This window comes from Arsenicibacter rosenii (assembly GCF_001870735.1).
Classification (GTDB): Bacteria; Bacteroidota; Bacteroidia; order Cytophagales; family Spirosomataceae; genus Arsenicibacter; species Arsenicibacter rosenii.
This window is the reverse complement of sequence record NZ_MORL01000001.1, coordinates 673,390-685,841: the sequence shown is the minus strand read 5'-3', so window position 1 is coordinate 685,841 and position 12,452 is coordinate 673,390. Positions and strand designations below refer to the sequence as shown.

13 protein-coding genes are annotated in these 12,452 nt (G+C 50.2%); 8 read left to right on the top strand and 5 right to left on the bottom strand.

What is annotated here, in order from left to right; translation table 11 throughout:
* Positions 1-20: 20 nt before the first annotated feature.
* The 3 genes from BLX24_RS02595 to cdaA are packed head-to-tail and all read left to right on the top strand — an operon-like array spanning position 21 to position 2,230.
* A complete protein-coding gene (locus BLX24_RS02595) occupies positions 21-440 on the top strand; it encodes an STAS domain-containing protein (protein ID WP_071501493.1) in 420 nt (139 codons plus the stop codon).
* Entirely contained in the window at positions 400-1,362 is a 963-nt protein-coding gene (locus BLX24_RS02590) for a ribonuclease Z (protein ID WP_071501492.1), read from the top strand. The genes BLX24_RS02595 and BLX24_RS02590 overlap by 41 nt, the downstream gene beginning before the upstream one ends.
* Before the next feature lie 58 nt (positions 1,363-1,420).
* On the top strand, positions 1,421-2,230 hold the full coding sequence (gene cdaA / locus BLX24_RS02585; RefSeq protein ID WP_071501491.1) for a diadenylate cyclase CdaA: 810 nt from the start codon (positions 1,421-1,423) through the stop codon (positions 2,228-2,230).
* Positions 2,231-2,308: 78 nt separating this feature from the next.
* Here the strand turns inward: cdaA and BLX24_RS02580 are convergent, their stop codons facing one another.
* Positions 2,309-2,587 (bottom strand): helix-turn-helix domain-containing protein, encoded by a 279-nt coding sequence (locus BLX24_RS02580; protein WP_071501490.1) that lies wholly within the window; start codon positions 2,585-2,587, stop codon positions 2,309-2,311.
* A 374-nt stretch (positions 2,588-2,961) separates the two neighbouring features.
* Between BLX24_RS02580 and BLX24_RS02575 the strand changes: the two genes are divergently transcribed.
* From BLX24_RS02575 to BLX24_RS02565, 3 genes are all read left to right on the top strand, one after another.
* Positions 2,962-3,180: a hypothetical protein gene (locus BLX24_RS02575; protein ID WP_071501489.1), complete on the top strand. Its 219-nt coding sequence runs from the start codon at positions 2,962-2,964 to the stop codon at positions 3,178-3,180.
* A 167-nt stretch (positions 3,181-3,347) separates the two neighbouring features.
* A complete protein-coding gene (locus BLX24_RS02570; protein WP_071501488.1) occupies positions 3,348-4,496 on the top strand; it encodes an HlyD family secretion protein in 1,149 nt (382 codons plus the stop codon).
* A gap of 25 nt (positions 4,497-4,521) precedes the next feature.
* Positions 4,522-6,759 (top strand): peptidase domain-containing ABC transporter, encoded by a 2,238-nt coding sequence (locus tag BLX24_RS02565; RefSeq protein WP_071501487.1) that lies wholly within the window; start codon positions 4,522-4,524, stop codon positions 6,757-6,759.
* A 33-nt stretch (positions 6,760-6,792) separates the two neighbouring features.
* On the opposite strand, the gene BLX24_RS02560 is transcribed toward BLX24_RS02565, so the two are convergent.
* From BLX24_RS02560 to BLX24_RS02550, 4 genes are all read right to left on the bottom strand, one after another.
* Positions 6,793-7,200: a DUF4332 domain-containing protein gene (locus BLX24_RS02560; protein WP_071501486.1), complete on the bottom strand. Its 408-nt coding sequence runs from the start codon at positions 7,198-7,200 to the stop codon at positions 6,793-6,795.
* Between the two features lie 59 nt (positions 7,201-7,259).
* Positions 7,260-7,436 carry a hypothetical protein gene (locus BLX24_RS32550; protein WP_177225757.1) on the bottom strand — a complete coding sequence of 59 codons (177 nt, stop codon included), beginning with the start codon at positions 7,434-7,436 and terminating at the stop codon, positions 7,260-7,262.
* A 381-nt stretch (positions 7,437-7,817) separates the two neighbouring features.
* Positions 7,818-8,798 (bottom strand): UDP-glucuronic acid decarboxylase family protein, encoded by a 981-nt coding sequence (locus BLX24_RS02555; protein ID WP_071501485.1) that lies wholly within the window; start codon positions 8,796-8,798, stop codon positions 7,818-7,820.
* A gap of 22 nt (positions 8,799-8,820) precedes the next feature.
* On the bottom strand, positions 8,821-10,140 hold the full coding sequence (locus tag BLX24_RS02550; RefSeq protein WP_071501484.1) for a UDP-glucose dehydrogenase family protein: 1,320 nt from the start codon (positions 10,138-10,140) through the stop codon (positions 8,821-8,823).
* A gap of 218 nt (positions 10,141-10,358) precedes the next feature.
* Here BLX24_RS02550 and BLX24_RS02545 point away from each other — a divergent pair, with 218 nt between their 5' ends.
* A complete protein-coding gene (locus tag BLX24_RS02545) occupies positions 10,359-11,504 on the top strand; it encodes an acyl-CoA dehydrogenase family protein (protein WP_071501483.1) in 1,146 nt (381 codons plus the stop codon).
* A 217-nt stretch (positions 11,505-11,721) separates the two neighbouring features.
* Entirely contained in the window at positions 11,722-12,324 is a 603-nt protein-coding gene (locus tag BLX24_RS02540) for a hypothetical protein (protein WP_071501482.1), read from the top strand.
* Positions 12,325-12,452 lie beyond the last annotated feature (128 nt).

Here is a 12,452-nt window from a genome sequence, read left to right as displayed (position 1 = left end):
CTATCCCAAACCACTGGTTTATGAACTATACGAAAGAAACTACTGAACAGTATGCACTTGTCCGGCTGGATGAGAGCGAGATCGCAGGAGACATCGCAGCGTCGCTGGAAACATTGTCACGGGGCTTTTTCCGGGACGGTTACAGCAATATAATTTTTGATCTGGCATCGGTGAAGACCATCGCGGCAGACGGTGTCATGGTGATCCGGAAGGTCAATCGCCAGTGCACGAATGAACAGGGGCTGCTGGTTCTGGTGACGAAAGACGAAGACATGATCGAGTTCCTCGATTCGTCACGTATTCCGGATCTGACTATTTTACCTACCGTCGAAGAAGCCATTGATGCTGTTTTTATGAACGAACTGGAAAACGACTTCCGGGGCGAAGACGACGATGAGTATGACGGAGGATTTGGAGGCGGCCGCGAAAGCGACTACTAAGCCTGAAGGGCATTTTACGGTAACGATTCTGGGCGCGGGATCGGCGACTCCCATGCTGGGCCGCCACCCGACGGCTCAGGTTGTCACGTATGATCACGAACACTTTCTGATCGATTGCGGGGAAGGTACGCAGTTCCGGCTGATTGAACGGCGGATAAAACCCGGACGGCTTCAGCATATTTTTATCAGTCATCTGCACGGGGATCATTACTTCGGACTGGCGCCGTTGCTGTCGAGCCTGAACCTGAGCGGCCGTACCGAACCCTTGTATCTGTACGGACCGCGCGGGCTGGATGAAATCCTGACCACCATGTTCCGTGTTTCGGATACTCGGTTAGGGTATCCGCTGTATTTTACGGTAGTTGATCCGGCCACGCCGACCATTCTGGTCGACCGGCCACATCTGACTATTGAAAATATTCCGCTCGAACACCGGATCACCTGTTCGGGTTACCTGTTCCGTGAAAAATCCGGAAAGCGGAAGCTGCTGCGTGAAAAACTGCCTGATGATGTGCTGGTGGCGCATATGAAGCAACTTAAAGAAGGCAAAGACGTTTTACGGGAAGATGGCTCGGTGCTGTACGATGTGGCGACCTATACTGCGCCCGGCCCTAAACCGGGCAGTTATGCCTTCTGTTCCGATACGCGCTTCAGCGAACCGCTGATCGGATGGGTTAAAGGGGTAGATATCCTATATCACGAAGCGACTTTTCTGGACGTACATGCCGGGCGGGCAGATGAGGTCTTTCACTCGACAGCGCGGCAGGCAGCGTCAATAGCCCGTCAGGCCGGGGTAGGGCAGTTAATTATTGGTCACTTTTCCTCACGGTATAAGGAGTTCGGGGCCTTTCTGGAAGAAGCACAGTCTGTTTTTACCCCAACGTTGCTGGCAGAAGAAGGTAAAACATATATCGTAGGTTAATCCAAAAACATTCCGGTATATTGGGCGGATAGTTTATTCATAACGAATAGAAAAGAGTATGATTCGAATTGGGTTTCTGGAGGTTGGCTGGCTGGATATACTGGACGTGGGGCTGGTAGCCTTGCTGTTATATCAGATTTACAACGTCGTGCGGGGTAGTGTTGCCAGCCGTGTATTTGCGGGATACCTGCTGGTATACCTTGTCTACCTGCTGGTTAAGGCTTTACAACTGCATTTGCTGACGACCATTCTCGGGTATTTTATCAGCGTTGGTGCGCTTGCACTGATCATTATTTTCCAGCAGGAAATCAGGCGTTTTCTGATGCTGATCGGCAAGGGAACCAATGTCATGAATAACCGCTACCTCCGGAAATGGCTGTTCCGGCAGCCCATACAGCCTGAGCCGGTCATGTCGCTCAGACCAGTACTGGAAGCGTGTAAAATCCTCGCTGCGGAATTTGCCGGCGGATTAATCGTGCTTCGCAAAAATGATGACCTGGAAAAATATGCCCAGTCAGGAGAAGCGATCAACGCCACACTTTCCCGGCCGCTCTTACTCGCCATTTTTAATCAGTATAGTCCGCTGCACGATGGCGCCGTTATCATCAGTGATGAGAAAATACGGGCTGCCCGCTGCATTTTACCCGTTTCTGACGACAGCGACTTGCCTACTTCATTAGGTTTCCGGCATCGGGCGGCCATCGGTATGAGCGAAGCAACTGACGCGGCTGTAATTGCCATTTCTGAGGAAACCGGTCGCCTGTCACTGGCCATCAACGGACAGTTTCATATAGGGCTTGGCATTGCTGAGCTGGAAGAACGGCTGGCTGTTTACCTTACCGAACCTACTCAGGATAAAAAAGAATAAAGACGGAATATAGTGCATAAAAAGAGCGCCGGGATACAGATCATCTGTGTCCCGGCGCTCTTTTTATAGGAATAAGAATCAGGCCTCGCCTCCGGTATTCCCAAGGAGTTTATTGGCAAACTGCTCATCGGCCAGCAATTTACGGAGTAATTCAGCCGAATTTTTATCCAGTAACTCGCTGATGGTAATCTGATATAAACTGGCTAAATCCTGTAATTTATCGATTGACGGTCTTGTTTGTCCACTTTCCCACTTGCAGTACGCTGGTTGCGTCATACCAATGTTAAAAGCCACATATTCCTGTGAATACCCGAATAAATGACGCAACCGGCGGAGTTTCTCTGAGATGATTGCCATAGCTCAAAAGGTTGTTACTAATTGTACATGAAACTAAAAAGTACAGTATTTCCGCATAGCAGCATCAATGAGTATATAAAGAATATTTGTACTGTAGATTAAGTTCTAATCTAGCTCACCTCATTAACATACGCAAATAAAATATGTTTAGGATTGCTACCCGGGAGCGCAATTGAGGGAATGGCCCACAGGTTATGATTTTATAACTGCCCGCTATGAAGCTATAAAGTCCCGTTATCAGACCCTGTGCCAAAAACGGCAACCTTTGTATTGTCCAAACGGCAGAACCGTCGCCCATCCGGGAAACGATCTATCGGACGGGCAGCGGATGCCGAAAAGCTTATAGAGTAGGCAGTTTTAAACAATTTACCGTTATGAAAACGCTGAATCTTGCTCAACTGAACGTAGAAGAGCTCTCAACACAGGAAATGACTCAAACACAAGGTGGTAGCTTCTTAGATTTTGCCAACCTGACCGTTATCAACGACTTACTGGCCATTGGTACGTCATTGTCGATTGGTGGCGGTGGCTCAAACAGCGGTTCCGGCTCAGGTTCCGGCAACAACGGCGGGCTACTGGGCGGGCTGTTGTAAGCCTGTAACCCAAACGGATTACGTACATAGTTAATAGCTGGCGCAGTAGCCGGGTCCGAAGCAGGTCTTCGGGCGCGGTTACTGCGCCTGGCATATCAGGGGTAATACAATAAAGAAAATTAACCATGCCGGTACGGACCGGTTATGTGAACAGGAATTGCTGAACTATGAGCGAATTTGATCTTTCATCAAGCCTGATTACCTACCTGCCACGGGTCACGGTCCGTAGCCAGCGCATCTACATGACCGTTCTGGGAGCCGTTGCCCTTTGCCTGATTGCCTTACCGTTTATCTACGTAGATGTGACAACACAGGCGGGCGGCCTCGTTCGTCCGGTTACCGAACGGGGGGATGTGAAAGCAACGATGGGTGGGTTGATGACAGACGTTTATGTCCGTGAAGGGCAGACCATCCGGCAGGGTCAGGTTATGTTCCGGCTTCAGTCGGATGCCCTTGACACGAAAGTTCAGCTGTTGAAAAAGCAGTTGAATGAACGCCGCGCCTTTGTCCGTGATCTTGATAAATTAACGGCAAAGGACTGGTCGGTCATCAGCACCCTTGAGTCGTCGCTCTACCGGCAGCAGTTTGAGCAGTTCCGGTCGATGGTTTCGGAGGCGCAGCAAACGCTGCAGAAACGGTCCCGTGAGCTACAGACCAGCAAAAAGCTATATAATGAGAAAGTCATTGCCCGGCTCGACTATGAGGACGCGCAGTTTGCTTACCAAAGTGTAGCCGCCCGCTATAACTCGCTTGTGCAACAGCAGCGCAGCAGCTGGCAGGCAGATCGCACCCAGCAGCGGCTGGCACTGACCGAACTGGAGGCAGAGGAAAAGCAACTGGGTGAACAACGGGCTTTGTATGAGCTGAAAGCGCCCATCGGAGGGACAGTCAGTCAGGTGCAGGGCCGGTATGCCGGTAGTTATGTACAGCCGGGCGAAACCCTGGGTGTGGTGTCGCCGGACTCTTCTCTGGTAGTCGAAACCTACGTAGAGCCCAAAGACATCGGGCTGATAAAGGTAAAACAGCCGGTGCGGTTCCAGATAGATGCCTTTGATTACAACCAGTGGGGATTACTGACGGGTCGTGTGCTGGATATCGCCAACGACTTTACGCTCATGAGCAATAAACCCATGTTTAAAGTGCGTTGCCTGCTGGATAAGCCGTATCTGACGCTCGAAAACGGCTATCGGGGCTATCTGAAAAAAGGCATGACGGTTCAGGCGCGTTTTATCGTAACCCGCCGCTCGCTTTATCAACTCCTCTATGATAAGGCCGATGACTGGTTGAATCCATCAACGCAGACCCGCCGGTCGTAACCGGTACAGACTTAGACACAACGTTATGAACACCATTCAGACGCGTATACACCAATTAGTCGGAGCCGGTAAAGAACTTTGGGACAAGGTTTCCGGAAGTGGCCCCAAAGCAAAGGTCCGGATAAAACAACGGGATATAACCGATTGCGGGGCCGCTTGCCTGGCTTCAGTGGCTGCCCATTACAATTTTCTGATGCCGGTTGCCCGTATCCGGCAACTTGCTGCCACCGACCAGAAAGGAACGAACGTGCTGGGTATGGTAGAGGCGGCGCAGAAACTTGGTTTTCAGGCGAAAGGTGTGAAGGCGGCCTACGATAATCTGGCCGGGCTACCGCTGCCGGCAATTGCTCACGTGGCCATCCGGAACGGTATGTTTCACCATTATGTGGTCATCTATCAGATTACGCCGGCGTATGTCCTGATAATGGATCCGGCGGACGGGTTAATGCATAAAAAAACACCGGATGCCTTCAACGAGGAATGGACGGGCCTGCTGGTGCTGCTGATTCCCGATGAAACCTTTAGGGTAGGCGGGGAGGAGACGTCGGTATTACAGCGTTTCCGGCAACTGATGCAGCCACACCGGTCCGTCATGCTTCAGGCGTTGTTTGGCGCGCTGATTTATACCATACTGGGACTGTCTACCGCCATTTATGTCCAGAAGCTGGTTGATAATGTACTGGTTGACGGTAACCGGAATCTGCTCAATCTCCTCAGTACGATCATGATCGGGTTGTTGCTGTTACAACTGTTTATCAACTCGACGAAAAGCCTGTTTAATCTAAAAACCGGACAACGGATTGATGCTGCCCTGATTCTGGGCTATTACAAGCACCTGATGCGGTTGCCGCAGTCCTTCTTTGATACGATGCGGGTTGGTGAGATCATCTCCCGCGTCAATGACGCCGTCAAGATCAGGGCTTTTATCAATGAGGTTGGTCTGGGCCTGATCGTTAACGTGATGATTGTGCTGTTCTCCTTCGGGCTGATGTTTACCTATTACTGGAAACTGGCGCTGATTATGCTGCTGGTCCTGCCCTTATATGCCGGGTTGTATTGGGTAGTCAATCGGTTTAACCAGCAATACCAGCGGAAACTGATGGAAAACTCGGCGGATCTGGAGGCGCAGCTGGTCGAGTCCCTGAATGCGATGTCGACCATCAAGCGATTTGGGCTGGAGCAATATACCAGTGAAAAAACGGAAATGCGGTTTGTCTGCCTGTTGCAGACAGTTTTTAAAACCGGGACCGCCTCCATCTACGTAAGCAACGCGTCGGAACTGATTACGCGGCTGTTCACCATTATTTTATTGTGGGCAGGAGCCGGTTATGTACTGGATAATGAGCTGACACCCGGGGAACTGCTGTCATTTTATGCCCTGATCGGGTATTTTACCTCACCGGCAGCCTCCCTGATTGGTGCAAACAAGAGTATTCAGGATGCGCTCATTGCTGCGGACCGGCTGTTTGAAATCATGGATCTGGAACGCGAAACGGGCGAAAATAAAATTGCCCTGCAGCCCGGGATGGTGGGCGACATCCGTTTTCAGGAGGTAACGTTCCGATACGGAACGCGGGCCGTTATCTTTGATAACCTGACGCTGAGCATGCCAAAAGGAAAAATTACGGCCGTAGTAGGCGAGAGCGGCTCCGGAAAATCAACCCTCCTTTCTTTGCTGCAGGGGTTATATCCGTTACAGAACGGTTCAATCTTTATTGGCGATTACGACATAAAACACTTGCATCCCGACAGCCTGCGGCAGGTTGTCAGTGTAGTGCCGCAGAGAATAGACCTGTTTTCCGGCACGGTCATCGAAAACATTGCCGTCGGGGAGACCAGGCCTGACATGGACCGGATTCTGTCGATATGCCGCCACCTGGGCATTGCCGATTTCATTGAGCGCATGCCGAACGGGTTTAATACCCACCTCGGCGAAAACGGAACCGGACTCTCCGGGGGACAACGGCAACGCCTTGCGATTGCCCGCGCACTATACCGCAATCCGGAAATTCTGATTCTTGACGAAGCGACCTCGGCCCTTGATTCGGTGTCTGAACAGTTTGTACAGCAAACCATCCAGGATCTCAGGAAAGCCGGAAAAACGATAATTATTATCGCGCACCGGCTCAGCACGGTCCGGAAAGCAGATAAAATAGTGGTGCTGGAGCAGGGAAAGGTTGTCGAAGAAGGCAAACACACCACACTGCTCAAAAAAGGAACGGTATATGCGCAGTTCTGGCAGCAGCAGACAGAATCGGTATAAAAAAAGAGACCCGCACGGGTCTCTTTTTTATGATTAATATTCTAAAGTGGCAGGCAGCGTTTTGGCTTGCTCGATAAATTCGGCAATCTGATCAAGTGAAGGAGGACGATGGGTCAGCTGGCGCTTTCTGTTAATCTGAATCAGTTTACTGTGCAGGTTCGGAGCAACGCGGTGCGACAGTTCCTTTACTGTGTCAACACCGGCTTCTTCCAGTAATTCGCTGTAAACACGGCCAATGCCTTTAATACGGGACAAATCGGCGCGGTTCGCGATTTCAAGGATGGTAGTGGCATCGACGCCGGCCGCCCGGGCTAATTCTTTTCGTCCTTCCGGTGTCTTGGTGGCTTCAAGGAGTGATTCGCTGTCGCCTAAGCCTTTTGCTTTCAGGGTGTTAAGAATGGCATCGCTGATGCCTTTCAGTTCAGTTACGTGAATGCTCATGATTAAGATTAGAAAGATTAGTATAAACTATTCGCAAAATAAGATATTTTGAGCTAAAGTCAATAAGTGAGGTATTTCCTCCGTTTATTATTGATCAAAAATTTTTTTTGTGCTGTGAAGCTTTCCGGATGCATTTGTTCGAAGAGGCGCTTCCATTCTGCAAATTCTGTTGGTTCGGCGGTTTTGAACTGCTCAGGATTGATTTTTTTCTGAAGAAGGTATTCGTCGAAAGTCATACAGGTAGTTGTAGAAATTGAATGCTGTTCACCTCCGCTTATCCCGTATGGTACGGGTTTCATGAAGGGCACAGCAAAGAAACTTAAAAAAACGGATATCGTCAGTTTCAGAGCCCCGGCCGATAGCAGGCCTTTGGCACCGGTTCACACTGAAAAAGGAATCGAAAAAATCAGAAGAAAAATATGTAACTAGCAGTAGATCAGCGGTTCTGCATTTATACGCCAAACCGATTGAAAAAATAGCTGTCGAAGCAGGGGCAAAAAAAAACCTGCACGCACTTTATTGCCCGCAGGTTTTCGTCAGACAGCTAAAGGTGTAATGCCTATTGCATTCACTATGACAAAGTTACAGAAATTTTTTATCAACGAATACAAAGAAATTTATTTTTTAGTAAATTCCCGGTGATAGGCGGCTTTGTATAGCTCTTCTTCAGGCAAATTCCTGAAGTATTCGTACGTGATTTTGAGCCCTTCGGCACGGGAAACCTGAGGCTCCCATCCCAGAATTTCCTTTGCTTTCGTGATATCCGGCTGACGTTGTTTCGGATCGTCTTTGGGTAATTCTTTATAAACCACCTTCTGATCAGTACCTGTCAGCTTAATGATTTCTTCGGCAAACTGACCGATGGTGATTTCGCTCGGGTTACCCACGTTGACGGGATACGGGTAATCGCTCATCAACAACCGGTAAATGCCTTCGATCAGATCATCAACGTAACAGAAAGACCGCGTCTGCGATCCGTCACCGAACACCGTTAAATCTTCTCCGCGCAGCGCCTGACCGATAAATGCCGGCAATACGCGGCCGTCGTTCAGCCGCATCCGCGGACCATAGGTATTAAAAATCCGGACAATGCGGGTCTCCACGTTATGGTAGGTATGATAGGCCATGGTCATGGCTTCCTGAAAACGCTTGGCTTCGTCGTATACACCACGCGGCCCGACCGGGTTTACATTACCCCAGTAATCTTCGTTCTGCGGGTGTACGGTTGGGTCGCCGTATACTTCTGAGGTAGATGCGATCAGCACGCGGGCGTTTTTCACCCGTGCCAGGCCCAGGCAGTTGTGAATACCCAGAGAACCTACTTTCAGTGTCTGAATCGGGATCTTCAGGTAATCAATCGGGCTCGCCGGCGAAGCAAAGTGCAGGATGTAATCCAATTCGCCCGGCACATGGATAAATTTTGAGACATCGTGGTGATAAAACTCAAAATTTGGCAGCTTAAACAGATGCTCGATATTGCGGATGTCGCCCGTAATCAGGTTATCCATGGCAATAACGTGGTAGCCCTCTTTGATAAACCGGTCGCAGAGGTGCGATCCAAGAAAGCCTGCCCCACCGGTGATTAGAATTCGTTTCATAATATGACGTTCAACTGACTTATTACTGTTGACTTTTTACGGCTTGACGCCCGATACTATAATAGGTATAGCCCATTTCTGCCATTGTTTCGAGTTCGTAAACATTCCGGCCGTCGAAAATGACTTTGTTTTTCAGCAGCAGGTTCATTTTCTCAAAATCCGGCGTACGGAACAGCGGCCACTCGGTCATGATAATCAGCGCATCGGCGTCGTCAAGGGCGGCGTACTGGGTGTGGGCGTAATTGATCTGGGTACCGAGAATATTACGGACATTGTCCATCGCTTCCGGGTCATAGGCTGTTACTTTAGCGCCTTCGGCCAGCAGCGCCTTGATGTTGTCAAGCGCCGGTGCTTCACGGATGTCGTCGGTATACGGTTTAAAGGCCAATCCCCAGATGGCAAAGGTTTTTCCCTTCAGATCGTCGCCGAAATAGTCCTTAATCTGTGGCAGCAATTTAGTTTTCTGCAGGTTGTTGACAGTCATCACCGACTCCAGTACTTTAAAGTCGTAATGGTATTCCTGCGCGGTTTTTGCTAGGGCCTGGACATCTTTCGGAAAACAGCTTCCGCCGTAGCCAATGCCGGCAAACAGGAAGCGTTTACCGATGCGGCTGTCGGTCCCGATACCCCGGCGAATATCATCAACGTTGGCGCCTACCTTTTCACACAGGTTAGCGATTTCGTTCATGAACGTAATTTTTGTCGCCAGAAACGCATTGGCCGCATATTTGGTCATTTCGGCCGAGCGCTCGTCCATGAAAATAACCGGATTCCCCTGCCGGACAAGCGGGGCATATAGTTTGTTCATGACGCTCTTGGCCTTGTCTGACCGCGTACCGATGACTACCCGATCTGGCTTCATAAAGTCCTCAACGGCAACGCCTTCGCGCAAAAATTCAGGGTTTGACACAACATCAAACTCAACCTGTGCGTGTTCGGCAATATGGGCCCGTACTTTTTCGGCGGTTCCTACCGGCACCGTACTCTTGTCGACAACTACAACGTATTGTGACAGGATCGGACCCAGGTCAGAGGCTACTTTCAGGATATATTTAAGGTCGGCAGAGCCGTCTTCGCCCGGAGGGGTGGGCAGGGCCAGAAAAATAACTTCAGCCCCTTTGATGCCGTCAATCAGGCTTGTCGTGAATTTTAAACGGCCTTCTTCAACATTGCGATAGAATAAAACATCGAGACCCGGCTCATAAATTGGGATAATACCGTTATTTAATTTTTCTACTTTACGTTCGTCAATGTCTACACAGATAACCTGGTTGCCTGTCTCTGCAAAGCAAGTGCCTGTTACAAGCCCTACATAACCGGTTCCTACGACAGCAATTTTCATGATTATTTAGTTTAAGATAATTCTGGCGGTTGATCGTATTAAACGTGAATTTGTACTTTTTTGATGAGTACAGATTGCACCGCCACAAAAATAGAAGAATTGTTTGAAAGCATGTTGGTCTGCTGAATCACCTTTCGATAACAAGCCATTGCGATCAGGCGTTTATTGGGTATATTTTCCGTCATAACACTTCATCTATTTACTTAAACAACCAGTTTATGGTCACTGCACTTCAGGAAAATCAGGTAGCATTAATTCGTAGTACGGTCCGGGATTTTGCGGACCGGTACATACGCCCATATGTACGAAAATGGGATGAGGAACAACATTTTCCGATAGAAATCATGCACCAGCTGGGCGAATTGGGCGTGTTGGGCATGCTGGTACCGGAAACATATGGGGGCACTGGTCTGGGCTATCAGGAGTATGTCGCCGCTATCGTTGAGCTGTCGAAAGTAGACGGCGCTATCGGTTTGTCTATGGCGGCTCATAACTCACTTTGCACGAACCATATTTTATTATTCGGTAACGAGGAGCAGAAACAAACTTATTTACCGCGCCTGGCAACCGGCGAATGGATTGGGGCCTGGGGCCTGACAGAACCGAATACCGGATCGGATGCGGGTAATATGCGTACCGTGGCCACACAGCAACCCGACGGAAGCTGGCTGCTGAACGGAGCCAAAAACTTTATTACACATGGCAAATCGGGGCATGTGGCGGTGGTGATTGCCCGAACCGGCGAACCGAATACTCCACGCAACGCGACAGCTTTTATTGTGGAGCGGAACACGGCCGGATTTGCGGCAGGTAAAAAAGAAGATAAACTGGGTATGCGGGCGTCTGAAACGGCTGAAATGATTTTTCAGGACTGCCACATCCCGGACGGGCAGCGACTGGGCGAAACCGGCGATGGATTTGTGCAGGCGCTCAAAGTCCTCGACGGCGGCCGGATTTCGATTGCTGCCCTGAGTCTGGGCATTGCACAGGGGGCCTACGAAGCGGCGCTGCAATACGCTAAAGAACGGCAGCAGTTCGGGCAGCCGATTGCGTCGTTTCAGGGCATCAGCTTTAAACTGGCCGATATGGCCACCGAGATTGATGCGGCTCAATTGCTCATTGAGCGGGCGGCAGACCTGAAAAATGCAGGCCGTCCCGTGACCAAAGAATCGGCCATGGCCAAGCTCTTTGCGTCGGAGGTGGCGGTGCGGGTAGCCAACGATGCGGTGCAGGTTTTCGGCGGATATGGCTACATCAAGGATTTTCCGGTTGAAAAGTTTTACCGCGACGCCAAATTGTGTACCATTGGCGAAGGAACCAGCGAAATCCAGAAACTGGTCATTTCGAGACAGATACTTAAATAATGAGTGATTGAGCGAATGAGTGATTGAGTGACCGCTGACGCGGCGATTAGATTTGAAATACCACATAGACACATAGAAAAACAAAGGTCTGTATTTGCTTTTGTGTTCTGATGTGGCTATGTGGTAAATCTGTTTTACCTGATGATGAGCCTGTATGAAGGCCATTTATTCAACCAGGTGTCATTCAGCACCTCATAATTGATTGTTTATACAGCCTATGGACCGGTTAATTTACTTATGTGTGCTCCTTTGTTTATCACTTGCCGGCCAGCCGGTGCGGGCGCAGACCGGTGTACCGGTGCGGGTACGGCCACCCGACGGTGAACTGGAGCAAAATCCGCGCTATGCACCGTTGCTGAAACGAAACCGCTATCTGGCGCTGGACGTGATCGGCCCTTTCGGGTTTAAACGGTACCGTTTCCATGAGGGCGACGAAATCCGGTTTAAGGCCCGTGGCGAGGTTTACCGTGAGACGCTCTATGCCGTAACCGATTCATCGTTCAGCATTCTGGTCGAAAACGAGGTGATGAACCGGATGGAAACCATCTCGTTCCGGTTCGGGGACGTCAAGTGGATAAAAATTGACCGGCAGATTCCGTTTGTGTCGGCGGGAGCGGTGATGTTGCCCCTGGCGGGCGGTGTTTTTGCGGTAGCGGACTTTGTCAACCCCAAAGCGCCCGACGGCCGCTCGGGGCGTTTCCGGTTTGATCCCGGCTCCCTGATTCCGGCCGGCGCGTTGGTGGCCGGCGGTGTGCTTTGTTACAAACTGGCCCATGCCCGTTTCCGTATCAACAAAAACCACCGCCTGAAAGCCATGTAGGGGCGACCCCACGTGGTCGCCCACAGACTATACCATGGCCGCCCACAGACTATACCATGGCCGCCCACAGACCCCACGTGGTCGCCCGATTATGCAGGTATTTTTTAAAACAGAATGACAGGATTTCT

Bases quoted from the DNA above. Each gene is read 5' to 3' on its own strand.
- BLX24_RS02550 (WP_071501484.1), bottom strand. From the start codon at position 10,140: ATGAAAATTGCTGTCGTAGGAACCGGTTATGTAGGGCTTGTAACAGGC.
- BLX24_RS02590 (WP_071501492.1), top strand. From the start codon at position 400: ATGACGGAGGATTTGGAGGCGGCCGCGAAAGCGACTACTAAGCCTGAA.
- BLX24_RS32550 (WP_177225757.1), bottom strand. From the start codon at position 7,436: ATGACTTTCGACGAATACCTTCTTCAGAAAAAAATCAATCCTGAGCAG.
- BLX24_RS02545 (WP_071501483.1), top strand. From the start codon at position 10,359: ATGGTCACTGCACTTCAGGAAAATCAGGTAGCATTAATTCGTAGTACG.
- BLX24_RS02580 (WP_071501490.1), bottom strand. From the start codon at position 2,587: ATGGCAATCATCTCAGAGAAACTCCGCCGGTTGCGTCATTTATTCGGG.
- BLX24_RS02575 (WP_071501489.1), top strand. From the start codon at position 2,962: ATGAAAACGCTGAATCTTGCTCAACTGAACGTAGAAGAGCTCTCAACA.
- BLX24_RS02540 (WP_071501482.1), top strand. From the start codon at position 11,722: ATGGACCGGTTAATTTACTTATGTGTGCTCCTTTGTTTATCACTTGCC.
- BLX24_RS02570 (WP_071501488.1), top strand. From the start codon at position 3,348: ATGAGCGAATTTGATCTTTCATCAAGCCTGATTACCTACCTGCCACGG.
- BLX24_RS02560 (WP_071501486.1), bottom strand. From the start codon at position 7,200: ATGAGCATTCACGTAACTGAACTGAAAGGCATCAGCGATGCCATTCTT.
- BLX24_RS02595 (WP_071501493.1), top strand. From the start codon at position 21: ATGAACTATACGAAAGAAACTACTGAACAGTATGCACTTGTCCGGCTG.
- BLX24_RS02565 (WP_071501487.1), top strand. From the start codon at position 4,522: ATGAACACCATTCAGACGCGTATACACCAATTAGTCGGAGCCGGTAAA.
- BLX24_RS02555 (WP_071501485.1), bottom strand. From the start codon at position 8,798: ATGAAACGAATTCTAATCACCGGTGGGGCAGGCTTTCTTGGATCGCAC.
- cdaA (WP_071501491.1), top strand. From the start codon at position 1,421: ATGATTCGAATTGGGTTTCTGGAGGTTGGCTGGCTGGATATACTGGAC.